Raw genomic sequence first — 26067 nt, 5'->3', positions numbered from 1 at the left:
TTTCCCGTACACCGTATGCTAGCGTGGTCGCTCGATTTCGGTACGGCGTACGAGAGGGTGGCTCCGGTGATTCGAGCCCGCGGCCTGACCAAGACCTTCTACCGCAAGAAAGAGACCGTCGAGGCCGTCAAGGGCATCGACGTCGACGTCCGGGAGGGCGAGCTCGTCGCCTTCCTCGGCCCGAACGGGGCCGGCAAGTCCACGACCCTGAGGATGCTGACGAGCCTCCTCGCACCGACCGCCGGGACCGCGGAGGTCGCCGGGTACGACGTCGCGCGCGACCCGTCCCGGGTCCGCTCGCGCATCGGCTTCATCGGCCAGGGGAACGGCGGCGGGTTCTCCTACCGCGTGCTCGACGAGCTCCACAACCAGGGCCGTTTCTACGGGCTGCCGCCCACCGAGTACTCGCGGCGCGCCGCCGAGCTCCTCGACGCCCTCGACCTCGGCGGGCTCGAGAAGCGCACCGTGCAGTCGCTGTCCGGCGGCCAGCGGCGCCGGCTCGACGTCGCGCTCGGGCTGATGAACCACCCGCCGCTGCTCTTCCTCGACGAGCCGACGACGGGCCTCGACCCCCACGCCCGCGCGAACCTCTGGGAGCACATCGCGGCGATGCGCGAGCGCTACGGCATGACGATCGTGCTCACGACCCACTACCTCGACGAGGCCGACAGCATGGCCGAGCGCGTCGTCGTCATCGACCACGGCGAGATCATCGCCGACGCCACGCCGGACTCCCTCAAGCGCGACCACGCGGACGACGTCATCACGCTCGTCGTGGTCCCGGCGCCCGGTGGCGCCGCCCCGGGAGAGGTGTCACCGGGAGCGGTGCCCGACGTCGTCGGGCGGGTCCGCGCGTCCCTCGCCGAGGACGCGGGCCGGGTCGAGACCACGACCGGCACGGACGGCGTGGTGACGGCCCGCATCTCGACGACGCACGGCGCCGACCGTCTCCCGGCGGCCATCGAGGCGCTGCGCGTCGCGGGGCTGGCCGTGCGCTCGGCGGAGCTGAAGCAGGCGAGCCTCGACGACGTCTTCCTCAACCTCACCGGCCGCAGCCTGCGAGAGGAGGCCGCATGAGCACGCGGACCGACCTGGCGGGCGCGCGCGTCGGAGCCCCGGCCGCCGGCGCCGACACGGCGATGCGGACCGGCGTCGCGAAGTTCCTCGGCGACACGTGGGCCGTCTTCACGCGCGAGATCCTGCTCGTGCTGCGCGACCCGTTCACGCTGATCTTCTCGCTGCTGCAGCCGCTGATCTTCCTCGGCCTGTTCGGCCCGCTCCTCACGGGCGCGGTCGGCGGGTTCGGCGGCGGCGCGCCCGGGGGCGGCGGGTCGACGGCCGAGACGCTGCAGTGGTTCGTCCCCGGCGTGATCGTCATGATCTCGCTGTTCGGCACGTCCATGAGCGGGTCGAACCTGCTCTACGAGATGATGACCGGCTCCTACGAGCGCGTGCTCGCGACGCCGCTCGACCGCTCCGCGATCCTCGTCGGGCGCTCGCTCAAGGAGTTCGCGCCGCTCGTCGTGCAGGGGCTGCTCATCGCGCTCGTGTGCGTCCCGTTCGGCTTCACGCTCTACCCGCTGCACCTGCTCGTCGGGCTGCTGCTGCTCGGGCTGTTCGGCATCGGCGTGGGCGCGCTGTCGATCGCGCTCGCGCTCGCCGCGAAGAACCGCGAGTGGCTGTTCTGGGGCGTGCAGCAGTCGCTGCTGTTCCCGCTGCTCATCCTCTCCGGCATGATGCTGCCGCTCGAGGCCGGGCCGGCGTGGATGCGGACCGCGGCGCTCTTCAACCCGCTCACCTACATCGTCGACGCCGAGCGCGCCCTGCTCGCCGGGTCGTTCGCGGACCCCGACGTGCTGTGGGGCTTCGTCGCGGCGGCGGTGACGTGCGCCGTCGGGCTGTGGGTCGGTATCCGCCGCACCCGCAAGACCGTCTGACACACCCCACCGCCGAGGTAGAGCTCTGGTAGGCCGAGGTAGAGGCCGGGGCCCCATGACCAGGCCTCTACCTCGGCCTACCAGATCTCTACCTCGGCCTACCAGATCTCTACCTCGGTCTACCAGATCTCTACCTCGGTCTACCAGACCTCTACCTCGGCTTGCCGGGGCTCTGCCGGGGACCGGGGCCCTGCCGCTCCGGGTCGTTGCCACGGGACGGCGCGGCCGGTCGTGAGGGACGCCCGCGCGTCGAGCACGCGCTGGTTGGTGCTGCCGCGGAACGCGAGCGTGAGGTCGCGGCGCGCGAGCTCGAACCGGCCGTCGACCAGCACGTCGACCTCGGCGAGCAGCGCGCGCTGGTCGGCGGCTCCCGCGTGCAGCTCCTCCAGGGTGTAGCCCGTCCAGCACCACACGTCCTTGCGGCCGCCGTGCTCGGCGCGCAGGCGACGCACGAGGCGCAGGCACACGCCCGTGTTGAGGAACGGCTCCCCGCCGAGCAGGGACAGGCCCTGCACGGCGGGGTGCGCGAGGTCGGCGAGGACGCGGTCCTCCAGGGCGTCGTCGTACGGGCGCCCGTAGCGGAAGCTCCACGCGGCCTCGTTGAAGCAGCCCTCGCACGCGAAGAGGCACCCGCTCACGTAGAGGGAGCAGCGCACGCCCTCGCCGTCGACCATGACGAACGGCTTGTAGTCCGCGACGTACCCCCGGCTGACGCGGTCCGAGCGCCAGCCGGGGCCGGGGGTGCGGGCCACGGTCACGCCGACGCCGGGTCCGGCAGGTGCTTCACGCGCGCGGAGATCTCCGCGTGGCGGCCGTGCACCATGGGGCGCTGCTGCGGGTTGCCGAGGTATCCGCACGTGCGCTTCACGACGTCGCACGTGCGCGGGTCGGCGTTGCCGCACGACGGGCACGCGAAGCCGCGCGCGGTCGGGTCGAAGTCGCCCGTGAACCCGCACGCGTAGCAGCGGTCGATGGGCGTGTTCGTGCCGAGGTAGCCCACGCGGTCGTACGCGTAGTCCCACACGGCCTCCAGCGCCCTCGGGTTCTGCTGGAGCACGGGGTACTCGCAGTAGTGGATGAACCCGCCCGACGTGTACCGCGCGTACTCGGCCTCGAAGTCGAGCTTCTCGAACGGCGTCGGGCTCTTGCGGACGTCGTAGTGGAAGCTGTTCGTGTAGTAGTCCTTGTCGGTGATGTCGGGCACCGCGCCGAACCGCTCCCGGTCGAGGCGGCAGAACCGGTCGGTGAGGCTCTCGCTCGGCGTGCCGTAGACGCTGATCCGGTAGCCGAGCCGCGCCGTCCACCCGGCGGCGTGCGCGTGCAGGGACCGCAGCACGTCGAGCGTCAGCTCCTTGGCCCGCGGGTCGTGCTCCCAGGCGCCGCCGAAGAACGCGGCGGCGACCTCGTAGAGCCCGATGTACCCGAGCGACACCGTGGCGCGGCCGTCGCGGAAGAGGCGGTCGACGTCGTCGCCCGGGGCGAGGCGCTCCCCGAACGCCCCGTGGACGTAGAGGATCGGCGCGTTGCCCGGCGTCGCCTCCTTGCAGCGCTCGATGCGGAAGACGAGCGCGTCGTGCACGGTCTCCAGGCGCTCGTCGAGCAGGCGCCAGAACGCGTCGAGGTCGCCGTCCGCCTCGAGCGCGATGCGCGGGAGGTTGAGCGTCACGACGCCGAGGTTCATGCGGCCCTCGGAGACGTCCTCGCCGTGCTCGTCCTGCCAGCCCTGGAGGAACGACCGGCAGCCCATGGGGACCTTGAACGAGCCCGTGAGGTCGACGATCTTGTCGTACGACAGCACGTCCGGGTACATGCGCTTCGTCGCGCACTCGACCGCGAGCTGCTTGAGGTCGTGGTTGGGGTCGCCGGGGTCGAGGTTGAGCCCGCGGCGCAGCGTGAAGATGAGCTTGGGGAAGATCGCCGTGCGGCCCTCGCTGCCGAGCCCGCGGATGCGGATCTGGAGGATCGCGCGCTGGATCTCGCGCTCCAGCCAGCCCGTGCCGAGCCCGAACCCGACCGACGTGAACGGCGTCTGCCCGTTCGACGTGAACAGGGTGTTGATCTCGTACTCCAGCGACTGCATCGCGTCGTAGATGTCCTTGCGCGTCTTCTCGCGCGCGTATTCCTCGTGCGCGGACTCGTCGGCGACCCAGCGGCGCGCGTCCGCGAGGTGCTTCTCCAGGTTGCGCTCGGCGTACGGGGCGAGGAGCTCGTCGATGCGGTTGACCGAGCACCCGCCGTACTGGCTGGAGGACACGTTCGCGATGATCTGGCTGATCTGCGCCGTCGCGGTCTGGATCGAGCGGGGCGGCTCCACCTGCGCGTTCCCGATCCGGAAGCCGCTCGACAGCATCGACCGGAAGTCGATGAGGCAGCAGTTCGTCATGGGCGCGTAGGGGTGGTAGTCGAGGTCGTGGTAGTGCAGGTCGCCCTTCTGGTGCGCGTTCGCGACGTGCGGCGGGAGCATCCGCAGCCCGATCGCCTTGCCCACCGTCCCGGCCGTGAGGTCGCGCTGGGTGTTGAAGACCTCGCTGTCCTTGTTCGCGTTCTCGTTGACGACCGTGGAGTCCTTGTCCAGCAGCCGCACGATCGAGTGGTTGAGGTCCGTCGCCCGGCTGCGCGCGAAGTCGCGCTGCACGCGGTAGTCGATGTAGGCGCGTGCGACGTCGTACTCGTGCGACTCCAGGAGCACGTGCTCGACGACGCCCTGGATCTCGTAGATCTTCACGGTCGCGTCGAACCGCGCGGCGATCTCCGCGTCGACCCGGTCGACGACCTCCGCCACGCGGTGCCGGTGCGTCGCCGTGAGGTCGCCGTGCACCTCCGTGAACGCCTTCGTCACGGCGGCGCGGATGCGGGCGTCGTCGAACGGCCGTCGCCGGCCGTCGCGCTTGAGGACCTCCAACGTGGCGGTCGTGCGGTGCGGTGCTGCCTGGTCGAGCTCGATGGCGGTCATCGCTCGTCCCCTCTGCCCACCGGGTTCTCGCCGAGGCGCAGGGGTTGCGCGACGGACCGTACCCCAACATGTGGGGTGTGAATCACGGCTGCGCCACCATATCTAGTCCGGGGACCGCGCGTGACGCCGGCCGGCGGCGCGCCGCGCGACGCCGTCGAAGGTCAGGACGAAGGTCCCGGGGGACCGGGACGTGCGGCCGCGCGGACGGGGGACTCCGCGCGGCCGGAACGGGCCGACGCGGCGCTAGCCTCGTGGCGTGGCCCGACGTCCGCCCGGCTGGGTGCCGAACCAGCACGGTGCGTGGCCCATGCTCCTGCTGCCGTTCGTGGTCGGCACGGTGCGCGGCGTGCAGGACGCCGGGTTCCGCCCGGTGGCCCTCGCGCTCGGTGCGCTCTGGCTCGTCGGGTACCTCGCCTACTTCGCGGCCGGGCTGTGGCTGAAGTCGCGCCGCCGACCGCGCTACCGGCGCCCGATGCTCACCTACGGCGCGCTCGCCGCGGTGCTCGGCGCGGTCGTGCTCGCGCTCGACCCGGCGCTCGCGGCCTGGGCGCCCGCGTTCGTGCCGTTCCTCGCGCTCGGGCTGTGGGCCTCTGCGCAGCGCACCGAGCGGTCCGTCGCCGCGGGCGGAGCCATGACGGTCGCGGCGTCGCTCATGACGGTCGTCGCGTACACCGCGTGCCGGCCCGCGGGCGCGTCCGTGCTCGCCGTCCCGGCCGTCGTCTGGCTGGTCGCCGCGCTGCTCCTCGCGTACCTGTTCGGCACGGTGCTCTACGTCAAGACGATGATCCGCGAGCGCGGCGTGCGGTCGTACGTCGTCGCCTCGGTCGCGTACCACGCGGTGGTGGCCGTCGCGGCGGGCGTCGTCGCGGTTGTGCACGACCCCACGTGGTGGTGGGCGACGGCGTTCCTCGCCGCCGCGACCGTGCGGGCGGCGGTGCTGCCGGGACGGCCGATGAGCCCGAAGGCCGTCGGGATCGGGGAGATCGTCGCGACGGTGCTGCTGCTCGTCGTCGCGCTCGTCGTGCGGTAGGCCGGGGTTCGGTACGTCGCGCGCGGGTCGGCACCTCGTGCTGCCGAACGCGGACCGTGGGTGCCGAACGGTCGGAGGCGTCAGATGGTTCACTGGCGCGATGGACGACGACGCGCCCCTCACCCTGCCCGCGCTCGGCGAGCGCGTCGAGGCGGTGTCGGCGCTGTACGCGCGGAAGTTCGACGTCGAGCGCGACGCGGACTGGTTCATGCTCAAGCTCACCGAGGAGGTCGGCGAGCTGACCCAGGCGTTCCTCGTCGCGACGGGGCGCACGCGCCCCCGCGGGGCTCCGGAGGGTTCGGCGCCCGACGGCGAGATGGTGCCCGACGGCGCGGCGTCGCCGCTCGCGGACGAGGTCGCCGACGTGCTGGCGCACCTGCTCCTGCTCGCGCGGTCCCAGGGCGTCGACGTCGAGGCGGCGGTGCGGCGCAAGTGGCTCGCGTGGGAGGCCGAGCTGCCCTGAGCGGGCGCCCGGGCGCGGTCGCTAGGGTGGCGCCGTGACCGACCACCGCACCGACCCGCCCGTCGCCGGCGACGAGGTGACCACGCTGCGCGGCTTCCTCGACTTCCACCGCGACACGCTGCGCTGGAAGACGGCCGGGCTCGACGCCGCAGAGCTCGCGCACCGGCTGCGGCCGTCGTCGATGACGCTGGGTGGGCTGCTCAAGCACCTCGCGTTCGTCGAGTCGCAGTGGTTCTCGCAGGTGCTCCTCGGCGAGGCGCTCATCTCCCCGTTCGACACGGCGGACTGGGCCGACGACCGCGACTGGGACTGGACCTCCGCCGCGGGCGACTCGCCGGAGGAGCTGCGCATGCTGTTCGACCGGGCGGTCGCGGCGTCGGACGCCGTGCTCGACGCGGCGCTCGCGGATGGGGGCCTCGACCGGCTGAGCGCCCGCGCCGACCGGCACACGGGCGAGCGCTGGACGCTGCGCTGGATCCTCGTGCACCTGGTCGAGGAGTACGCGCGGCACAACGGCCACGCCGACCTGTTGCGCGAGGCGATCGACGGGACCGTGGGGGAGTAGCGCCGCAGACGGTTTCCGCGGGCGTCGCCGCCCGGGACGATGGCGGACGTGACCGCCCCCGAGCAGCCCGCGCCCCGTCCGTATCGTCCGCGCGTCGCCGCCGTCGTCCTGGTGGCGCTCGTCGTGCTGGGGACGGGTCTGCTGCTCGCCGCGCTCTGGGTCGCGAGCCGCCCGACGTCGTTCGGCTGGTTCGCGTACGCGCCGCTGTCCGACACCACGTTCGTGCCCGTGGGTGCGTACCCGCCGGGTGCCGCGGCGCTCCTCGCGGGCGCCGGAGCCCTGCTGGTGGGCGGGGCGGTCGGGTTCGTCCTCGGACGGCGCCGCGCCGCCCCGGCGCAGCAGACCTCCGCGCCCTCGCCGGCACCGTCCGACGGCCCCGGCTCCGCCCCGTCCGACGGCGGGAAGGCACCGACCACCTGACGCGCCACCACTGACGCCCGGTCGCCGCACGCCGCGGGGGCCGGGCGTCGTCGTGTACCCACCGGCCGACGGCGGAGCACTCGTCCACGGTCCTCGCGTGCTCACCCGACGTCCCGGGCGGTGCTCCACCGCGCCCGGGGCCCGGATGGGTACCGGCCCCTGCGCCGGACGGTGGAACCACCGACGACGACAGGAGGTGGATCGTGTACCAGCTCGGTACGACTCAGGCAGGGACCGTGCTCGCGACGACGGGAGCGATCGCGGGCTTCTACGTGGTGGGAGCCTGGACGCTCGTCGTGGCGGGGCTCGCGCTCGTCATGACGGCGCGCGTCCTGCGCAAGCGGCTCGCGGAGCACCGATGAGCGCGGCGACGCTCCCACGGGTGGTGGTCGTCGTCCCGGCACACGACGAGGCCGCGGCCCTGCCGACGACGCTCGCGTCGGTCCGGGCGCAGACGCGCCCGGCCGACCGGGTCGTCGTCGTGTCCGACCGCAGCACCGACGGGACCGTCGAGGTGGCGCGTCGCCTGGGTGCGGACGTCGTCGAGACGGTGGGCAACACCGGCCGCAAGGCCGGGGCGCTGAACCAGGCGCTGCGCGGGGTGGAGGCCGAGAACGTCCTCGTGCTCGACGCGGACACGACCATCGCCCCGACGTTCGTCGAGGACGGCCTCGCCCTGCTCGACGGGCGCCCGGAGCTGGGTGCCGTCGGCGGCGTCTTCCGCGGCACACCGCCGCGCTCGGTGCTCGAGCAGCTGCAGTCCGACGAGTACGAGCGGTACGGCGTGCAGATCGACGTGACCGGGCGGACGGCCGTCCTCACCGGCACGGCCGCGCTCGTGCGGACCGAGGCGCTGCGGGCGGTCGCCGCCGCGCGCGGGGACCGGCTCCCGGGGCGGCGCGGCGACGTGTACGACGTCGGCGCCATCACCGAGGACTCCGAGCTCACCCTCGCGCTGCGCACGCTGGGGTACGAGCTCGCGTCGCCGGTGCGGATGTCCTGCACGACGGAGCTCATGCCGACGTGCCGCGACCTGCACCGCCAGCGCGTGCGCTGGTACAAGGGGATGCTCGACAACCTGCGGGCGTACGGGTTCACGCGGGTCACCGCCCGGTACGTCGGGCAGCAGGTGATGCTCGTGCTGAGCACGCTCATGCTCGCGAGCCTCCTCGTCCTCACGGCGCTGACCGTCGTCGCGGGCACGTTCCGGGTGGTCCCGGCGTGGCTCGCCGTCGGCGGCGTCCTGGTGCTCGAACGCCTGGTCACGGTGTGGCGGAACGGGCCGAAGGGTCGGCTGCTCGCCGTGCTCGTGCTGCCCGAGCTGCTCTACGACCTGTTCCTCCAGGTGGCGTTCGTCCGGGCGTGCTTCCTCGCCGCGACGTCGCGCGACGCAGGGTGGCACCACGTGGCGCACGCGACCTCCTCCGGGAGCGCGACCGAGACCACCGCCGAGACCGCCCCCGCGAGCAGCATCGAGAGCACCGAGAGCGCGAAGCAGTTGACCTTGACGTGACGTCAACTTCTACCGTGGTCCCGGTGCCGCACGAGAGCACCACCGACGCACGGGAGGAGCGGGAGATGAGCACGACGGGCGCCCGCACGCCCGACTGGTCCATCCAGGAGGTCGCGCGCCTGGCCGGGACGACGAGCCGCACGCTGCGCCACTACGACGCGGTCGGGCTCCTGCCCCCGAGCCGCGTCGCGCCGAACGGCTACCGCCACTACGACGCCGACGCGCTCGTCCGGCTCCAGCGGATCCTGCTCCTGCGCGACCTCGGTCTCGGACTTCCCGCGATCCGCGAGGCGCTCGACGGCCCGCCCGCCCGGCAGGGTGACGGGCCGCCGTCGGCCAGCGCCCGGCGGGAGGCGCAGGTGCGGGCGCTGCGCGGCCACCTCGGGTGGCTGCGGGCGGAGCGGCAGCGGCTGGCGCGGCAGATCGCGTCGGTCGAACGGACGATCACCACGATGGAAGGAGGCGGCGAGCTCATGGCGGACGACATGTTCGACGGGTTCGACCACACGCAGCACCGCGACGAGGTCGAGGCCCGCTGGGGGAAGGACGCGTACGCGCGGAGCGACACCTGGTGGCGCGGGATGTCCGACGACGACCGCGCCGCCTGGCAGGACCGCACGCGCGCGCTCGGGGAGGACTGGGCCGCGGCGGCCGCCCGGGGCGTCGACCCGGCGTCCGACGCGGCGCAGGAGCTCGCGCGCCGCCACGTCGAGTGGCTCGGCGGCATCCCCGGCACCCCCGGTGCCGGCGCGGCGCCGGTCAAGGAGTACGTCGTCGGCCTCGGCGAGATGTACGTCGCGGACGAGCGGTTCGCGAGGAGCTACGGCGGCGTCGAGGGTGCGACGCTCGTGCGCGACGCCCTGCGCGTCTACGCAGACGCCCACCTGTAGCCCCGGGGCCCGGGCCGGGACCTCCGGCCCGGGCACGATCCGTTCGACGTCACTAGCCTGGAACCCCGGCGGGACACGGCGCCCCGCCGCCGCCAGGAGGCAGCCATGGCCACGACGTCGACGTCCACCGGCCCGGCCACGACCCGCAACGTCGCCCTCGTCGGGCACAGCGGCTCGGGCAAGACCACGCTCGCCGAGGCGTTCCTCCACCGTGCGGGCGCCGTCCCGCGCCCGGGCTCCGTCACCGAGGGCACGACCGTGTGCGACCACGAGCCCGAGGAGGTCGCGCGCGGCATCTCCGTGAGCCTCGGCGTCGCGCACCTCGACTGGCGCGCGCCCGACGGCACGACCTACCAGGTCACGCTGCTCGACACCCCCGGCTCGCCCGACTTCGCGGGGTCCGTGGACGCCGCGCTCGCGGTGGCGGACCTCGCGGTCGTGGTGGTGAGCGCCGTCGACGGGGTGCAGTCGGGCACGGAGGAGGTCTGGCGACGGTGCGACGAGGCGGGGATCCCCCGCCTCGTCGTCGTCTCCCAGGAGGACCGCGCGCGGGCGAGCTTCCGCACCGTCCTCGCCGCGCTCCGGGCCGTGTTCGACGCGCCGTTCGCGCCGCTCGAGCTGCCGCTCGGGGAGGAGCAGACGCTGCACGGCGTGGCCGACGTCCTCACCGAGCGCGCGCGGGAGTACGGCGGCGGGGCGCAGGGGGTCTGGCATGGCCACGACGAGGAGGTCCCCGCCGACGTCCGCGACGAGGAGCACGCGCTGCACGACGAGGTCGTCGAGGAGATCGTCACGCACGACGACGACCAGCTCGAGGCCTACCTCGGGGGCGACGAACCGGGCCCGGCCGACCTGGAGCGCACGCTCGCCCACGAGGTGCTGGCGGGCGAGGCCGTGCCGGTGCTGCTCGCGTCCGCCGTCACCGGGGTCGGCGTGGACCGGGTCCTCGACCTCGTGTGCGAGCTCGGGCCGTCGCCCGCGGACCGCCCGGCCGTCGTCGCGCTGCCCGACGCCGCCGGGTCGGGCGAGGCCGTGACGTCCGAGGTCGTGGCCGACCCCGCGGGCGACGCGCTCCTCCACGTCTTCCGGACCGTCGTCGACCCGTTCGTCGGGCAGGTGTCGGTGTTCAAGGTGCTGTCCGGGACCGTCGCGACGGGCGACCGGCTCGTGAGCACCGCGACCGGCGCGGACGACCGCGTCCACGGGCTCTTCCGGCTGCGCGGCCGCGAGCACCTGGCCGTCGACCGGGTCGTCGCGGGCGACGTCGCCGCCGTCGCGAAGCTCTCCGCCGCCTCGACCGGCACGCTCCTCGCGGGCCGCCGGATGCCCGTCGCGGCGCGCGACCTGCCACCGCGGCCCCCGGTGTACACGCTCGCGCTGCGGCCCGTGTCGCAGTCCGACGACGACAAGCTGTCCGCCGCGCTCACCCGGCTGCGCGCCGAGGACACGACGCTGCACGTCGACCTCACGGGATCCCAGGCGGTCCTCGGCGGCCTCGGGGACACGCACCTCGCCGTCGCCGTCGAACGGCTCGAACGGTCCTTCGGCGTCCGCGTCACGACCGAGCCCGTCCAGGTCGCCTACCGGGAGACGATCACGCGCGCCGTCGAGGTCGAGGGCCGCGTGAAGAAGCAGTCCGGCGGGCACGGGCAGTTCGCCGTCGTGCAGCTGCGCGTCTCCCCGCTCCCGCGCGGCGAGGGGTTCGCGTTCGTCAGCTCCGTCGTCGGCGGGTCGGTGCCCCGCCAGTACCTGCCCGCGGTCGAGCGCGGCGCCCGCGAGGCCATGGAGAGCGGCGGACCGCACGGCTACCCCGTCGTGGACCTGCGCGTCGAGGTCCTCGACGGCAAGGCGCACTCCGTCGACTCGTCCGACATGGCGTTCCGTACCGCGGGCGGCGTGGGGGTGCGCGAGGCGCTCGCCACGGCGGGGACGGTCGTGCTCGAGCCCGTCTCCGCGGTGACCGTGACCGTCCCGCCCGACGCGCAGGGCGACGTCATGGGCGACCTCTCCGCGCGGCGCGGCCACATCACCGCGACCGACTCCCTGCCCGACGGCCGCGTGCGCATCGACGCGCTCGTGCCCGAGGCCGAGCTCAGTCGCTACGTCCTCGACCTGCGCTCCGTCACCGGCGGGCGCGGGTCGTTCACGGCCACCCCGGACCGCTACGAGGTCCTGCCCGGCGGCGTCGCGGCGAGTCGCTAGGGGTGTTCACCTCGAGAGCCGCAGCGCGACTGCCACTCGTAGAACACCGACAACGAACGTTAGGTCACACTGCATCCGTTTTGTCGCATGTGGCGTATGCGCGGCTCCTGCCCGTCGCGCGCCGTGACAGCGAGCTCGTTAGGCGATCCGGGCCGCGGGCACGTAGCGGGCGGCGTTCGCGCCGCTACGAGGGCCCCTCTGTCAGTCGCTCGTCGGAGCGGACAAACGGGAAGACCTTCTTGTTCAGGATCACCGAGATCTTCCGCAGTTGCGGTTGCGTGATCTCGTCCTTCTTGCGCTTGTCGAACATCGTCAACAAGAACTGATAATCGTTGCCTCCGTCGTTGCCGTTCCACCGGTCCGGCGGGAACGCTCCCTGCTCGTGCAGGTAGGCGAGCACGGCGCGCGAGAAGTGCTCGCTCGTGAGATCCACTCGCTGGTGTGTGTCAAGCGCTTCCCGAAGCCGGAGGAGTCGAGGCAGCACATCGACGTCGCGGTCGAGGTCGGCGCGGCCGAACTGGTTGATGCACTTGCTGCCGATCGGAAACAACCGGGCGTCGTTGTGCTGGTTCCTAATGGTGAAGAGTTGGACGAGGCCGGTCTGACCGCACACGCAGACCCCACCGGCGTCCGGATCTTGCTCAACGCCCACGATCTGCCACTCCAAGACCGCTGGGGTCCATTGGGACGCCACGGATGCCCCGACAACAGCGGTCGCAAGTGCGTCGAAACTTCCTGTCGTCATGGTGGCCTCCCGGGAAGGGACTCTAGCGTGACTCGCAATTCGCCCCACCAGGCGCAGCGGGGCGCGCCGCGGCGTCGGCGCCGCTGCCCTGGCGCGTCCCTCGATCGGGTCGACCAGGGGGCCGCCCGGTGTCGGCAGCGGGAGCGTCCATCGGTCCGTGATGCCGCGGGCTGTGCGGGCGACGTCGAGCTCGCAGCGCCGGAGGTACGCACCGCCGGCATCGGTGCCAACCCAGCGGTGGGCGACGATGTCGAGCCGCACCGCGGCCGGCTCCCACTTCCCCACGCTCACGAGCCTGGCGCCATACGCGCGCCCGGGCGAGCAGCCAATGCCGCTCGGACGCCGTAAGTGAGCATCCGGCCCGACTACGACGTTCGTCACGCCGCTTCAAGCGCGCCCAATACCATGTGCGAGTGACGTCGGACAGCTGGCTCCCTGTTGCCGCGGCTGCACTTGGAGCCAGCGGAGCGATCGCTGCCCAGGTAGTTGCGGCGACGTTTACAGCCCGTCGAGAGGCCCGACGCTTGCGCTGGGATCAGGAGCGCCACGAGGAAGAGAGTCGGCGCGCTCGGGCGCAACAGTTTGCGGCAGATAAGCGTGAGCTGTACGGCCGCTACCTGCGGCTGTCGTATCCGCAGATCGCTGCGGCGATCGAGTACACGCGGTCTGATCCACCGCCGGAAGGGGTGTTCCTGAGGGCTCGACGGTTCGTCGACATCGAGCCCGAGCTCGAGCAGTTGCGGTGGGACATCAGCCTGTTGGGAGCGCCCCGCGTGATCCAGGCGGTCGAGTTGAGTCATGCACTACTCGTGATTGTGATGCTCCAGATCGCGGCCCAGGAGGAGTGGCCTCGGGAAAAGCGTCACGCCACCGCCAGGGAGGCCCTCTCTCGCTGGGGAGAGGCCCGTCGAGCGATGCGCGCGGACCTCGCGGGCGACCCGCTGCCGGCGCCTACCGCAGACCAAGAGGGGGAGACTTCGAGGAGTGGCCCCACCGCGGATGGGGAAGGTGTCAGGGAGTTCCTGGAGAGCCTCAGGCAGAAGTACTCCGACCCGGATCGCGACGAGCGACGCTCCGACGCAGAGGAACCATATTGAACGCCCGACGTTAACTAGGATCACCCTGGGACTGCCGGTGGCAGCATCAACCGGTGAGGGCTTCGTGCACAGGTGCTATGCCCGGCTCTCTCCCTTGCGGCAGGTGCGGCAGCGTCGGCGGCCGTCCGACGGGTACACGATCGTGTTGGCCGTGGTCACGACATGAGCGTGCGGCTCGTAGCGGCGTCAGTCGAACTGGCATGGGTAGGTGTCTCAACTTGCTCTTATCCGACTGTCGCGTGCTCAGGAACGCACCCAACGAGCGCTACTCGCATCCGACGCCGTCACCGTCACGGTCGAGTTTGCGGGAGTATCCGGGCTGGCCTTTGTAGATGGGTGCGGCACCTGCTGCGCGGACGGTGTCGCAGTTCTTGTAGAACGCGGGCGCGGGCGCGGGTGCGGTTCTGGTTCGGGCTGCGGTGCGGGTGCGTGTGGCGGTGCCGGGGCCGGGTCGGGGATGACGACCGGTGCGGGCTCGGGTTCGGGCACGACCACCGGGTCGGGAACAGGGTCGGGTGCCGGGGGCTCAACGGCGACCTCGGCCTGCACGTAGCAGCCATCGTCTGCGGGCAGGATCTGGTCAGAGCAGGTGGTGAGGATGCGGGCGATGGCGTCGTGCTCGGCCTGAGTGACCCGCCCTCGAGGAGATGACGATGTTCGCCGAGCACGACGACTTCACCAGCTCCTTAGTCTGGCGCGATGACCGCCGCGTTCTCTTGGGTAGATCCTGCAGCCCTCGTCCTCTCCGTTGCGTCGTTGGCAGTCACGATCGCGATCTTCGCTCTGGGCCGGCGGCTCACCTTCCGCCAGCGTCGTGAGCGTGTGCGCGAGCTGGTTCCGGAGGTCGAGCCGTATGCGCGGCCGCTGGAACATACGGACGACCTCGATCTCAGTGAGCCCGAGCTCGGGTCGGACCATCGGTGCTCGAGGCGCAGGTGACAGCGGAGCCTGGTGGGGTGACCCGGTGGGAGCAGATAATGTGCGACGTCAGTTACGCACGCCGTGGGGTGAAGATCGCGCGGAACTACGAGACCGAATCCTCGATCTGCGGATCGTCTCCTGAGACTGGCTCGGCGGTCACGATCTCCTCGGCATCGGCCGCGGAACCTGGTGGCAGGCCCTTGCCGCTGGGAAGTGCTCTGAGCTGGCGCAAGCGGGTGCGGCCGAAGTCGGTCAGCGTCCAGTAGCTGGCGGTATCGGACACAGCGCGTTTGCGGTCCGAGCGTTGGATCATGCCGAGTGCCTCGAACTGCAGGAGCAGCGACAAGAAGGTGTCGTCTGCGAACTCGACCCCGCCGAACAACACTGAGGTTGTGCGCCCTTCGGGGAGTTGGTTCTCCCCGTGCGACCGGGCAGTCTTGCGCCACGCCAGCGGGAGATCTGGACGTGTGTCGAGGATGAAGTCGGCGAGTGAGCGCTGGAGCTTGTCGACCGATGCCTCGTCGATCATGGCCAGGCCCAGGATGCCGAAGAGCTGATTCCATGTGTACGGCTCGTCGGTCGCCACCGTGAGCCTTCTTCGTTGCGGGGAGCCCTTGGGCCACCACTGCCCGAAGAGGTGCATCGACAGGTCGACCGTCTCCTCGCCTTGCGCGAGACCTTGTGTGCCCGCCGGTGCTTCGGTGCGGGTGCGCTCAAGCAAGGACCGGAGTCGTTCGATCTCGCGGTTGGCCTTGGTGAGCTCTTCGAGAGACTCGCGTGAGCTGGCCTGGTCGGCGCGGATCCACCCGGTGGCGGGGTAGCGCTTGGTGAAGGAGTGCCAGGTCCGGGCGACCTTGCCGGCGAGGTCCTCGGGCGAGGTCCAGTACTTCACGTGCCGCGAGGCCTGGACCTTCTTGCGGAACGCTTCGAGCTTGGCACGCCGGTCGGGGTCGATCTCGGAGGCGTTGAAGGTGAGGGTGCCGGGTTCGCCGTGTAGGAACGCCATGATCGGCTTGCCGAGCTTTACGGCGGTGTCGTACTCGCGCTCGGTGTAGGAGATGTCGAGGGTGGCGTCGACAGACCCGTACTTGCCGCCGATGACGAGCAGGTAGTAGTCGGAGTCGTTGATGACGGACTCGATCAGGGTCCAGGCGTCGTCGTCGGTCGCGGGGAACAGTTCCATGCCGGCGGGGAACGCGTCGACCTCTAGCAGGGTCGTGACCACGGCTTGGCGCTCTTCGGTGAGGTCACGGTAGGTCGAGGACACGAACACCTGGTAGCGCTTGTCGCTGGTCACGCAGGTGACGGTACCGGTGCGTCGATACCTCACGTGCACGCGTGAACGGGGTGGAAGCCGCTTTCACCCGGGAGGACGTTCGTCGTGTCACAGACCGTGATCGATATCAGCCGCAAGTGCGGGCACATCCAGGCCCAGGACGTCACGAGCAGCGCCCGTTAGGGGTCGAGTCGTTGACGGCGTTCCCGCAGGAACGCCCGTGCAGGGCGTGTGACCCGAAGGTCGCTGCGAAGCGGGCGAAGTTCCTCGAGGAGGCCCGGGCGCGCGAGCTCGAGGCAGCGAAGCGGCTCGGAGTCGATGGGGTTCGCACCACTGACCGGGTCCGCGAAGGCGGTGTCGTGGGCAATGTAGGTGCTCGTGGACATGGTGCGACGCGCGTGGGCTCACCTCGAGGTCGATGAGGTGGGGTTCTCCCAAGCGCGTGGGGGATGGGGCTCGGCCGGTGAGCAGTCGCACGCGGGCCGGGTCAGTGGTGACCAGCTACAGCTGACGCTCGCGCGTACTACGCGGGGCCGGGGGACGTGACCAAGCACGGCGGGGTGCCGCCGTTCTCGGAGACCCGCACCTACATGGACAAGATCCTTGGCCTGGTCGGGAAGTACACCGCCTACGCCGCGTTCAAGCAAGGGGGCACCGACTACATTGCCGAATCGGACAAAAGCTGCCAAACGATATAATCGAGGTTATCGGCGCTCAATCGGCAGGCTTTACAGGCGGCTGGAGTCCCATCGCAGCGACGGCCAGCTCCGGGGTGAAGTCCATCCAGTAGCCATTGAAGTCATCGAGCCCTGTGACCGTGATGCGATGCCGTCCGGGCCCCAGGTGTTCCACGCGCAATAGTGGTCTATCACCCGTCGGCGGGCGAGTCCCAGAGAGTCTGAACGCGTCGTCTTTCTGGACCTGGAGCTGGATCCAGGTGGCCCATTCGCGTACAGCTGCCGAGAGCAGCTCGAACGTGCTGCTCCTGGTGTCGAGCTGGTAGGCGACCCAGTCGGCGACGGCATCAAGGGGCCCGCTTTCGTTAGCGGCCGCTGTGGTGGCTTCGCGTCCCTTGTCCTCAGGTGAGAGCCCGAGCACGTGTTCGAGGTTCCCCTGGGGATGGACCCACACCCCTTGCTCCTTCCAGAGGCGAAGCAGTTGATCGCGGCGCTCTACGAGGCCGCCCTGCTCGTCGTCGTCGTCGGTCAAGGCGGCGAGCCAGGCGGCTCGCTCCTTCGGATTGGCCGGCACTGGGTGCTTGTTGGCGGCCTGGATCAAGGGTCTTATGACTTCCGCTGTGGTCGGCGGAGCGGCTATGAGGGTCTTGCGGTAGCCGTTGCGGACGGCCTCGTGCCGGTCCATCGACCGTTGTACGCGCTGTTCGAAGATGGAGTCGAGGTCGTAGACAGCCCTTGCGTCGAGCCCTAGCGCCCAGCACAGGTCCAGCCATACCGGTACGACGTTGTTGGTCCCGCACTGCACGACGTCTGTCTGCACCGCTGAGGAGTGTTCCTGGGTGCGCGCGATCGCGATCTTCAGGGCCAGGTGATCGAGGGCTCCCTCTACGAGCACTGGTCTCGGGCTGAACAGCAGGTCGCTGACCAGCGAAGGGTTGGCTCTGAGTGAGTGGGCGATCGCCTCGTCCCGGTGTTCGACCTTCACCTGCTCGCCGAGGTTCATCGGCGCACGCCCGTGTGCGAAGTGCCAGATGGCGTGAAGGTCGTTGCGGCTGGTCGGTTGTACGAGTGACGCTTCGTGCGTGACCACGATCGCGTGACGGTTGGTCGTCTGGCACTCCTTGACGAGTTCGGCGTACCAGAGCCGGGTGAGTGCGGAGTGCAGGTGGAGTTCTGGCTCGTCGACGACGAGCAGGTCCCAGTCGTCGCGATAGGTCGCCGCGAGCAGGATGACCAGTTCTCGCAGGCCATGTCCTTCGTCGCGCAGGAGCGAGTACTCCAGTGACCCGACCCTCACGACGGGATCGAGGTACCCATCGGCGAAGCGCTCGACTTCGACCTCACGGCCGAGGGTCGTGGCGATGAACGAGGCGACGCGTAGAGCGAGATCAGGCCGGTCGTGAAGTAGGTACAACTCGTCAGCGCCTACCCCAAACTTAGCTGTGTAGTCCCTGATGTTCGTCATGCTGTCTGGGCTGATTGACAGCCCCCGCGTTCGTCCGGGGTAGCTGACGTCGTAGTAATTATCGAAGTGTTGAATGCCCGCCAAGCGGTCGCTGGACAGAACGCGCCTGCGATCGCCTTGCGATAGGGCCATCGCGGTCTTCGACTTACCGCTTCCGTTGCGCCCTACGAAAAGACTGACGGGCGCGGGCCACTCCTGGACCTCCAGGTACGGCTGGTCACCGCCGTCCGCGAAGACGTCACCGCTCGTGAGGTAGACAGCGGGCGCGGGCTGCGCTGGATCGGTCACGAGTCGATCGTGCCACCTAATGCGATCGGGTGTAGGTATGTCAGTCGCGCGTGGTTGGGTCCCATGAATAGCGAGGCTGTGTGTCGATGGCCGGAACTGACCACTCGGCTCCGTTGGCGTATCTCCATGCGCGCGGTTGCTTGCGCGGGCCCATGCTGGGGATCTCGGCCCCTGGGCGCCATCCCCAAAGGAGGTCGAGGGCGATGGGTACCGGGTGCCAGCGGCCCGGGGATCGCTCGACGGCTTGGGCGGCGCGACTCGTCAGCCGCTCGTCGACGCGCTGCCACCATGAGCGCTTCTCGAACCACGAGTCCCGGCGGCGGGGCGGACGGTTCGGGCTCGATGCTGGACGCCTATCAGCGGTGGTGATGACCCATCGACGCGCATGCACGTCTTCGATCGTCACAACCGGCCCGACGTACGGCGTATTGCTGACAGGATCGGGTGCCGGGGCGCGCAGTTCAGCGCCGGGCGGCAACATGCCCCAGTTCGGCAGCGGGATCAAGGCCCACGTCTCGGGCCGGCTACGGTCCTCGATCCACCAGTTCCCGTACGCGACGGCCAAGCGCACGACTTGCACCGTCCGATTGCCGTCGTTGCGTACGACGACCTCGGCATGGTTCTCACGCGTGATCTCCCCGGTCGGGAATGTCTCGTGGACTGACACGGCTTCGGCATGCTGCCACTGGTCCAGGCGCGTCGTGCGTCGCCAGTTCAGGCCAGTCAGGACCAGCGCGAGAGTCGATACGACGATGGGTATCCACCTCGCCGCCTCATCCCACACCAGCTGTGCCCTCCGAACGGGCCGTCATGGGCGGGCGCCTGTCGAGGATTCCGGACAGTGAGCTGGTGGCATCGATCCACCAGGCGAGCCGCGAGGTGACACGTTCGGCGGTCTGCAGGATGCGGGTGTACTCGGCCGGAAGGTCGTGGTGGATGAGGGGTTCGTGGTGTGCGATACGGTTCCGCAGCCGGCGGATGTGGTCGATCTGCTCGTGCAGAGTGGCACGGCGAGCGTTGCGGAACCCGTCCTTGAGCGCGGGCTCCCACAGGCTGCGGTTGTAGCCATCGGCGAGCAGGGACCACCAGAACCCTAGGCTGAGCTCAGCGACGACCCGTCCCGGGGTGACCTCGTGGCCGGCACGGGCGACCTCGCCCTTGGCGCGACGCACGGCCTTCTTGCCCCCGTCGTTGAGCGGGATGCTCGCCTGGTCGTACCAGGCAGTGTCTGCGGAGGCGAAGGTCTTGGTGAGCTGGGTGTCGAGGGTGTTGCGCAGCGCCACCTCGAAGTAGTGGATCGAGCTGAACAGGGTGCCGGAGACCTCGAGGTTCCACTGGTACAGCTCGAGCGCGCGCTTGACGTCGCCGTCGCACGCGCGGGTGTAGGTCGAGAGGCGGGGTACGGACAGCAGTCGGATCATCTCGTCTCGTACCGGCGGGTAGATCGACACGTGCGCTCCTGTCAGTTCTGCCGTCGCGTATCGCGGAGGGCGATAGTTGTCGCTCAGGGGTAGACCTTACGGTTGGTATAGGCGTTATCCGACGGCTGTAGTAAGTTGGGAGCACACAGAGAGCCCCGGGATTAACGGCGTACCCACCACGGTGAGGGAAACCCCCTGGGGCCTTGTGCTGTCCGGGCCTGGTTGTCCGCTGCCCGCCTGCGACGCGGCCGACGGGCAGCGGACACCCATCACCTCAGCCCGGGCCCGCCGCCGACGCGACCCCGCGCGCGTGCGGCCGCGAGTCCGTCGACGGTGCGCTCTCGCGCGAGGTCGGCCTCCGTCTGCGCGACGGCGGCGAGCACATGCACCATGAGTCGCCCGGCCGCGCTCGAGGTATTGAGCGTCTCCAACAGGGACCGAAGCGTGACGCCGCGCCCGTCGAGGTCGCGCACCAGTCGCGCGACGTGGGCAGCCGACCGGCCGAGCCGGTCGAGCTTCGTCACGACGAGCGTGTCCCCTGCGCGCAGCTGCGCGAAGACGCGGGCGAGCTCGGGCCGGTCCTCGCGGCGCCCGAGGCCTTCTCCACGACGACGTCGCGGACGTCGACGCCGCCGACGCCGGTGAGCGCGTCGACCTGAGCGTCGAGGCTCCGCGCCGTGGTGGAGACCCGGGCTTACCCGTAGACGTGTGCCATGTCGGCGACGGTAGCGAAAACCCCTGGGTCGCGTTCTGCGTCACCGGGGGTTTCGGGCACTAGTTCTGCGACATGTTCTTGCGGCGTGTCGCGGTTGCCGTCGAGGTGTCCGGGAAACGGTCGTTTCTATGGCAGGGGAGGAGTTGTCCCGATCCGCCAAGCACCCTGGACCATCCGGGGCCCACGCGTCGAACCGGGACGCCTCGCAGCGAGCGCTCGGTGAACGTGAACGGGAAGCAGCGGCGGTAGACCGCTGATCGGTCACCCGTGGACCGACGTCGCGCGCAAGGAACCGTCCTCGTCGGTGGATGACGCGGCGAGGAGCCGTGCGCCCCGATGAGTGATGTGGACGCGGAGCACCACGAGGCGTCGGCCGTGAGGCCCTCGGCAAGCGGTCGACGGTGCCCGATCGCGCTCAGCGGCGCGGCAGGACGATCGGTGCGCCGCCGCCCGGGTGGTCGACGACCTCGACGGGGTAGTCGTAGACGTCGCTCAGCAGCTCGGCGGTGAGGACGTCGCGCGGCCCGCCGTCGGCGACGACGCGCCCGCCCGCGAGGACGGTGACCTGGTCGGCGTACGCGGCCGCGAGCGAGAGGTCGTGCACGACGACGACCACCGCACCGCCCGCGGCGGCGTGCGCCCGGGCGAGCTGGAGCACGAGCTCCTGGTGCTTGAGGTCGAGCGCGGCGGTCGGCTCGTCGAGCATGAGGAGCGCGGTGCGCTGCGCGAGCACGCGCGCGAGCGCGACGCGGGCCTTCTCGCCGCCGGACAGCGAGGTGAAGTGCCGGTCGGCGAGGTGCTCGACGTCGGTCGCGGCGAGCGCCTCGGCGACCGCGGCGTCGTCCTCGTCCTCGGACGGGGTGCCGCGCCACGGCGAGCGGCCCATGCGCACGACGTCCACGGCGGTGAACGGGAAGCTCAGCGACACCTGCTGGAGCATGACCGACCGGCGCAGGGCGAGCTCGGTCGGGGTCCACGCGGCGAGCGGGCGGCCGTCCACGGTGACGTCGCCGGCCTCGGGGCGCAGGTCGCCGGTGAGCACGCCGAGCAGCGACGACTTCCCGGCACCGTTCGGGCCGAGCAGCGCGCGGACCTCGCCCGCGCGCACGTCGACCGACACGTCGCGCAGGATCGGCGCCTCGCCCAGGGTGAGGGACACGCCGTGCGCGGCGGTGACCACGTCGCCGGGCGCGGCACGCCCCGGGAGGCGGGACCGCCGTCGGGCACCGGTGACGGCGGTGCGCAGGGAGCCGAGGAACGACGAGCCCTCGTGGCGCAGGTCGCTCATGCCCAGCCTCCCTGGCGCGAGCGCGTGCGGCGCAGCAGGTAGAAGAAGAACGGCCCGCCGACGAGCGACGTGATCATGCCGAGCGGCAGCTCGACGTTCGCGACGGCGCTGCGCGCGAGGAGGTCGGCGGCGAGCAGCACGACGGCGCCGCCCAGCACGGACGCGGGGATGAGCGTGCGGTGGCTCGGCCCGCAGACCATGCGCACGAGGTGCGGCACGACGAGACCGACGAACGCGATGATCCCCGTGAACGCGACCCCGGCGGAGACGAGCAGCGCGACGAGGACGATGACGAGCTGGCGCAGCCGCTCGACGTCGACCCCGAGGTGCTGGGCGGCGCGCTCGCCGAGCGCGAGCAGGTCCATCCTGCGGCGCACGAGCATCGCACCGGTGACGCCGACGACGGCGATCGGCAGGACGACCGCGACGGACTGCCACGTCGCGCCGCCGAGCGACCCGAGCTGCCAGAAGACGATCTGCTCGCGCGCGGCCGGGTCGGCGACGAACGTGAAGAACGCGAGCATCCCGCCCGCGAACGCGTTGACCGCGATGCCCGTGAGGACGAGCGTCACGACCTCGGTGCGACCGCCGGCGCGCGCGAGCGCGTAGACGACGAACGTCGTGACGAGACCACCGACGAACGCCGCGGCGGCGACCCAGGTGCCGGGCACGAGCGCGCCCGCGGTGACGATGACCGCGCACGCGCCGACGGCCGCACCCGAGGACACCCCGATGACGCCCGGCTCGGCGAGCGGGTTGCCGAACACGCCCTGCATGAGGGCGCCCGAGCACGCGAGCGCCGCGCCCACGACGATCGCCAGGACGACGCGCGGGAACCGCACGACCCACAGCGCGTTCTCGCCCTGCGGGTGCGACGGCATGGGTCCCCAGTCGAGCCCGACGTGGTGCGCGAGCGAGCCGAGCACCTCCGCGGGCGACACGGGCACCTGGCCCGTCATGCCGGACACGACGGTGAGCACCGCGAGCGCCACGCCCAGCCCGACCATCAGCCACCGGGCCGCGCGGCGGCGCTGCTGCCCGACGGCGGGCCCCACCCGGGCGGGCCGGCCGCCGGGGCGCCGGGCGCCGTCGGGCACGGTCGCGCCCTCGGGACCGGGCGCGTCCTCGGGCGTGCCGAGGGGGCGGGTGGCGGGCGCGCTCACGACGCCGGGAGCTCCGGCGCGGGCACGCCGTAGAAGGCCTCGACGAGCGACGCGATCGTGGACCCGGTGCGGGGGCCGAACGTGAGCAGGCGCGAGCCGTCCATGTCGACGACGCGGCGTGCCTCGCCCGCGGGCGTCTGCGCGAGGCCGGGGATCGCCATCATGGCGTCGAGGCCGCCCATCGACTCGAGCCCGTCGGTCATGACGAGGTAGGCGTCGGGCGCGGCGCTGATGATCGCTTCGCTCGTGACCGGCGCGTACTGCTGCGTGAGGCCGATCGCGGTCCCGGCGTCCTCGCCGCCGATCTCGCGGATCAGGTCGTCGGCTCCGGAGCCTGGCCCGAAGAGCATCTTGATGTTCGACCCGCGCAGGTAGAGGAACGCGACGCGCGGCGTCCCGGTGTCCTGCGGCACCGCGGCCAGGGCCGCGCAGATCTGCCGGTCCGTGCGCTCGACGAGCGCCTCGCCCTGCTCGGGCACGCCCAGCGCGGTCGCGACCGCGCGGATCCGGTCGTCGACGCCGTCGAGCGTGCGGGCCTCGTCGAAGTACACGACGGGGATGCCCGAGCTCTCGAGCTGGCCGCGCACGTCGTCGGTGAGGATCGTCGCGTCGGTGAGGATCACGGACGGGTCGAGCCCGAGGATCGCCTCGACGTCGAGCGCGTGGCCGGCGCCCGTGACGACGGGGACGTCCGCGGCCTCGGGGAAGCCCGTCGGCAGGTCGCGGCCCACGACGTTCGCGCCCAGCCCGAGGCTGTACACGATCTCGCCGAGCGTCCCGTACAGGTCGACGGGGATGATGCGGCTCACGTCGGTGATCTCGACCGGGCGCCCGTCGACCGACTCGACCGTCACCGGGAGCTGCGGGGCGGGCGCCTCGGCGACCGGGTGGATCGCGTCGTCGGCGAACGTCGCGCTCGTGGGCCCGGTGGGGAACGACGCGGGGTCGACGTCGGAGCCGCCGCCCGCGGCCCGCGACTCCGCGAGCGTCGTGCAGGCGGGCGCGGCGGTGCCGGGGGTCTCGGCCGGGGTCGCCTCGACGGGCGCGGCGTCCTGGCTCGCCTCGGCCGACGGCGTCGCGGGCGGCTCGTAGGGGAGCGGCGAGCACGCGGCGACCAGGCCCAGCAGGACGACGGCGCCCGCCCATGCCAGCGCGGTCACGGTCCGGCGTGCGCGGCGGGGCGCGGCACCCGCCGCACCCGTGGGCGACGTCGGGCGGCTCGACGACGAGCCGGGGTGCGGCGCAGGGCGGGCAGCGTGGGGCATGGGGAGTTCTCCAGGGAGCGGTCCGCGGGAGGCGCGACCGGCCACGGCCGCCACCTCGCCTCAGGTAAGACGAGCCTAACCTGACCAGCAGGCGGTTCTCGACCGTCGACGAGGTAACACACCTCACGCCGCGCGCGGTCGCCCGCTGCCCGCCCGGAGCCTGCCCACCCGCCGCCTGCCCACCCGCCGCCTGCCCACCCGCCACCCGGCGAGCATGGGGTTCTGGCCCGTCGGCAAGGTCAGACGAGCAGCCACCGCATGGTCGACGGAGCCGGGGTGGTGCGCGCCCGATCCAGGGGCTACGGGTGGGCCGCGCCGAGGTCGGCGAAGAGGTCGCTGTTGAGGCGGAAGGCGTGCTTGGCCTCGGCGACGGTCTCGTCGAGCTGCTCCGGTGTGAGGACCAGGGCGTCGAGGCGCTCGCGGTAGACGTCCTTGAACGGCTTGGACTTCGGGATCTCGACGAACGTGTAGAAGGCGAGGCCGTCGCCCGACAGCCCGTAGTGGCGCTGCAGCATCCGCTTGATGATCTGCCCGCCCGAGAGGTCGCCGAGGTAGCGCGTGTAGGCGTGCGCGGCGTACGACGGCAGCGACCCGCCGACCGTGCGCAGGCGGGCGACGTAGCGCTCGGTCGCGGGGTGGATCGTCACGCGCTCGGCCCAGTCGGCGCCCACGAGGAACGTGAGGTCCTTCTCGATCTCGGGGGTGCGCGTGAGCTCGTCGAACACGAGGCTCGCGCCCTGGGCGTCGGCGCGCATCGCGGCGCTCGCGTCCTCGAGCGCGCCGTAGATGGCCCACTGCTGGGCGGCGAGGTCGGCGTACGCGGCGACGTCGAGGCGGCCGGACATGAGCCGCTCGACGAACCCGGAGCCCTCGGCCTGCTCGTGCTCGGGGCGCGTGCCCTCGCGCAGCCGCTGCGACAGCGGGACGGACTCGTCGGCGCGGTGGAGGTCGTGGGTGAGGGCAGTCACGGGATGGCTCCTGCGGGTGCGTCGGGGCGGGACAGCACGTCCTGACGCCGTGTCATGACGATGCGTCAGGAACTGTAGCCCACGGAGGTGAGGCTTGCCTATCCTCTGTCCGTCATCCGACCCCGGAGGGCGCGCTCCAGGCGTCAGCCCGCGAGCGCGGGCGAGGTCGCGTCAGCTCCGACGGCGCGCAGCACGAACGCCTCGGTCGCCTCGATCGCCTGCTCGCGCGCGACGGGGTCGTCGGGCACGAGGCGTCCGGACAGGCACGCGTTGACGAGCTGGACCGTCGTGTCGATGTCCTGCGCGGGGAACTCGCCCGCCTCGATCCCCGACCGGACGATGCGGCGCAGGATCGCCTCGACGAGCTCCGCGTGCTCGCGCAGCCGCTGCCGCGTGGTCCGCGAGAGCACGGTGCGCAGGTCCGGCCCCGGGGCCAGGTGGAAGATGCGCTTGAGCTGCGCCTGCTGGCGGATGTAGGTGCGCAGCTGCTCGACGGGGTCGGCCACGTGCTCCAGCGCGCGCTCGAGCGTCCCGACGTACTGCTCCGTCTCGTGGGTGATGAACCCCAGGAGCAGGGCCTCCTTGTCGGGGAAGTGGTTGTAGACCGCGGTGCGGCCGACCCCGGCGGCGGCGGCGATGTCCGCGAGCGAGATGGCGTCGAAGCCCCGGTCCATCATGAGGGTCGAGAGCGCCGCGAAGAGCTTCTGCCGGGTCTGGGCGCGGTGCTCGTGGAGGGACCCTCCGATGATCTTGGGCATGCTGACATCATAGGCAGGTCGTGTCAGAACGCTAATCCCCGACGATC

At 71.5% G+C, this 26067-nt stretch carries 25 protein-coding genes and 1 pseudogene; 12 read left to right on the top strand and 14 right to left on the bottom strand.

From position 1 onward, the window contains the following. Positions 1-66: 66 nt before the first annotated feature. Together ABIE39_RS01705 and ABIE39_RS01700 are read left to right on the top strand one after the other, a co-directional pair. A complete protein-coding gene (locus tag ABIE39_RS01705; protein ID WP_354050131.1) occupies positions 67-1077 on the top strand; it encodes an ABC transporter ATP-binding protein in 1011 nt (336 codons plus the stop codon). Continuing rightward, positions 1074-1937, top strand: coding sequence for an ABC transporter permease (locus tag ABIE39_RS01700; RefSeq protein WP_021483463.1), 864 nt, complete (start codon positions 1074-1076; stop codon positions 1935-1937). The genes ABIE39_RS01705 and ABIE39_RS01700 overlap by 4 nt, the downstream gene beginning before the upstream one ends. 140 nt (positions 1938-2077) lie before the next feature. Here ABIE39_RS01700 and nrdG read toward each other — a convergent pair whose 3' ends face one another. Both nrdG and nrdD read right to left on the bottom strand, forming a co-directional pair. Beyond that, positions 2078-2689, bottom strand: a complete 612-nt coding sequence (gene nrdG, locus ABIE39_RS01695) for an anaerobic ribonucleoside-triphosphate reductase activating protein (protein ID WP_255436918.1) — start codon at positions 2687-2689, stop codon at positions 2078-2080. A gap of 2 nt (positions 2690-2691) precedes the next feature. Continuing rightward, positions 2692-4890, bottom strand: coding sequence for an anaerobic ribonucleoside-triphosphate reductase (nrdD, locus tag ABIE39_RS01690; protein ID WP_175007439.1), 2199 nt, complete (start codon positions 4888-4890; stop codon positions 2692-2694). Positions 4891-5146: 256 nt separating this feature from the next. On the opposite strand from nrdD, the gene ABIE39_RS01685 reads away from it, so the two are divergent. The 8 genes from ABIE39_RS01685 (at position 5147) to ABIE39_RS01650 (ending at position 11973) form a co-directional block, all read left to right on the top strand. After that, positions 5147-5920 (top strand): YwiC-like family protein, encoded by a 774-nt coding sequence (locus ABIE39_RS01685; protein ID WP_209828086.1) that lies wholly within the window; start codon positions 5147-5149, stop codon positions 5918-5920. A gap of 100 nt (positions 5921-6020) precedes the next feature. After that, positions 6021-6383, top strand: a complete 363-nt coding sequence (locus ABIE39_RS01680; RefSeq protein ID WP_209828088.1) for a nucleoside triphosphate pyrophosphohydrolase family protein — start codon at positions 6021-6023, stop codon at positions 6381-6383. 34 nt (positions 6384-6417) lie between these two features. Further along, positions 6418-6948 carry a DinB family protein gene (locus tag ABIE39_RS01675; RefSeq protein ID WP_209828090.1) on the top strand — a complete coding sequence of 177 codons (531 nt, stop codon included), beginning with the start codon at positions 6418-6420 and terminating at the stop codon, positions 6946-6948. 48 nt (positions 6949-6996) lie between these two features. Continuing rightward, positions 6997-7368 (top strand): hypothetical protein, encoded by a 372-nt coding sequence (locus tag ABIE39_RS01670; protein WP_114553001.1) that lies wholly within the window; start codon positions 6997-6999, stop codon positions 7366-7368. A gap of 236 nt (positions 7369-7604) precedes the next feature. Beyond that, the gene (locus ABIE39_RS01665) at positions 7605-7730 is read left to right on the top strand and encodes a hypothetical protein (RefSeq protein WP_354050127.1); all 126 of its coding nucleotides are present in this window, start codon (positions 7605-7607) and stop codon (positions 7728-7730) included. After that, on the top strand, positions 7727-8881 hold the full coding sequence (locus ABIE39_RS01660) for a glycosyltransferase family 2 protein (protein ID WP_354050125.1): 1155 nt from the start codon (positions 7727-7729) through the stop codon (positions 8879-8881). The genes ABIE39_RS01665 and ABIE39_RS01660 overlap by 4 nt, the downstream gene beginning before the upstream one ends. A gap of 65 nt (positions 8882-8946) precedes the next feature. Continuing rightward, on the top strand, positions 8947-9771 hold the full coding sequence (locus tag ABIE39_RS01655; protein ID WP_354050123.1) for a MerR family transcriptional regulator: 825 nt from the start codon (positions 8947-8949) through the stop codon (positions 9769-9771). Between the two features lie 105 nt (positions 9772-9876). Continuing rightward, on the top strand, positions 9877-11973 hold the full coding sequence (locus tag ABIE39_RS01650; protein ID WP_354050121.1) for an elongation factor G: 2097 nt from the start codon (positions 9877-9879) through the stop codon (positions 11971-11973). A gap of 184 nt (positions 11974-12157) precedes the next feature. Here the strand turns inward: ABIE39_RS01650 and ABIE39_RS01645 are convergent, their stop codons facing one another. Next, entirely contained in the window at positions 12158-13003 is an 846-nt protein-coding gene (locus ABIE39_RS01645) for a hypothetical protein (RefSeq protein WP_354050119.1), read from the bottom strand. A gap of 128 nt (positions 13004-13131) precedes the next feature. Between ABIE39_RS01645 and ABIE39_RS01640 the strand changes: the two genes are divergently transcribed. Next, on the top strand, positions 13132-13815 hold the full coding sequence (locus ABIE39_RS01640) for a hypothetical protein (RefSeq protein WP_354050117.1): 684 nt from the start codon (positions 13132-13134) through the stop codon (positions 13813-13815). Between the two features lie 265 nt (positions 13816-14080). On the opposite strand, the gene ABIE39_RS01635 is transcribed toward ABIE39_RS01640, so the two are convergent. Next, complete coding sequence (locus ABIE39_RS01635) at positions 14081-14149, bottom strand: excalibur calcium-binding domain-containing protein (RefSeq protein ID WP_354050243.1); 69 nt, start codon at positions 14147-14149, stop codon at positions 14081-14083. 365 nt (positions 14150-14514) lie between these two features. Here ABIE39_RS01635 and ABIE39_RS01630 point away from each other — a divergent pair, with 365 nt between their 5' ends. Next, positions 14515-14754, top strand: a complete 240-nt coding sequence (locus ABIE39_RS01630; protein ID WP_354050116.1) for a hypothetical protein — start codon at positions 14515-14517, stop codon at positions 14752-14754. A gap of 85 nt (positions 14755-14839) precedes the next feature. Here ABIE39_RS01630 and ABIE39_RS01625 read toward each other — a convergent pair whose 3' ends face one another. The 10 genes and pseudogenes from ABIE39_RS01625 to ABIE39_RS01580 all read right to left on the bottom strand — a co-directional run bounded on the left by ABIE39_RS01625 (position 14840) and on the right by ABIE39_RS01580 (position 26020). Further along, complete coding sequence (locus ABIE39_RS01625; protein ID WP_354050114.1) at positions 14840-16033, bottom strand: DUF4062 domain-containing protein; 1194 nt, start codon at positions 16031-16033, stop codon at positions 14840-14842. A gap of 693 nt (positions 16034-16726) precedes the next feature. Further along, on the bottom strand, positions 16727-18442 hold the full coding sequence (locus ABIE39_RS01620) for an ATP-dependent nuclease (RefSeq protein WP_354050112.1): 1716 nt from the start codon (positions 18440-18442) through the stop codon (positions 16727-16729). 40 nt (positions 18443-18482) lie between these two features. Continuing rightward, the gene (locus ABIE39_RS01615; RefSeq protein ID WP_354050110.1) at positions 18483-19226 is read right to left on the bottom strand and encodes a hypothetical protein; all 744 of its coding nucleotides are present in this window, start codon (positions 19224-19226) and stop codon (positions 18483-18485) included. Beyond that, positions 19216-19893 (bottom strand): Abi family protein, encoded by a 678-nt coding sequence (locus ABIE39_RS01610; protein WP_354050108.1) that lies wholly within the window; start codon positions 19891-19893, stop codon positions 19216-19218. The genes ABIE39_RS01615 and ABIE39_RS01610 overlap by 11 nt, the downstream gene beginning before the upstream one ends. 239 nt (positions 19894-20132) lie before the next feature. Beyond that, positions 20133-20444, bottom strand: a pseudogene (locus ABIE39_RS01605) (recombinase family protein); the annotation flags it as partial. A gap of 549 nt (positions 20445-20993) precedes the next feature. Next, positions 20994-21866 carry a heme ABC transporter ATP-binding protein gene (locus tag ABIE39_RS01600; protein ID WP_354050106.1) on the bottom strand — a complete coding sequence of 291 codons (873 nt, stop codon included), beginning with the start codon at positions 21864-21866 and terminating at the stop codon, positions 20994-20996. Beyond that, positions 21863-22873: a FecCD family ABC transporter permease gene (locus ABIE39_RS01595; RefSeq protein WP_083385010.1), complete on the bottom strand. Its 1011-nt coding sequence runs from the start codon at positions 22871-22873 to the stop codon at positions 21863-21865. The genes ABIE39_RS01600 and ABIE39_RS01595 overlap by 4 nt, the downstream gene beginning before the upstream one ends. Before the next feature lie 152 nt (positions 22874-23025). Further along, positions 23026-24294 (bottom strand): heme/hemin ABC transporter substrate-binding protein, encoded by a 1269-nt coding sequence (locus ABIE39_RS01590; protein WP_209828098.1) that lies wholly within the window; start codon positions 24292-24294, stop codon positions 23026-23028. A 299-nt stretch (positions 24295-24593) separates the two neighbouring features. Further along, complete coding sequence (locus tag ABIE39_RS01585; protein ID WP_209828100.1) at positions 24594-25262, bottom strand: biliverdin-producing heme oxygenase; 669 nt, start codon at positions 25260-25262, stop codon at positions 24594-24596. A gap of 143 nt (positions 25263-25405) precedes the next feature. Continuing rightward, positions 25406-26020, bottom strand: a complete 615-nt coding sequence (locus ABIE39_RS01580; RefSeq protein ID WP_209828102.1) for a TetR/AcrR family transcriptional regulator — start codon at positions 26018-26020, stop codon at positions 25406-25408. Positions 26021-26067 lie beyond the last annotated feature (47 nt).

This window comes from Cellulosimicrobium sp. 4261 (assembly GCF_040546915.1).
Taxonomy (GTDB): Bacteria; Actinomycetota; Actinomycetes; order Actinomycetales; family Cellulomonadaceae; genus Cellulosimicrobium; species Cellulosimicrobium cinnabarinum.
This window is presented reverse-complemented; position numbering and strand designations above follow the sequence as displayed.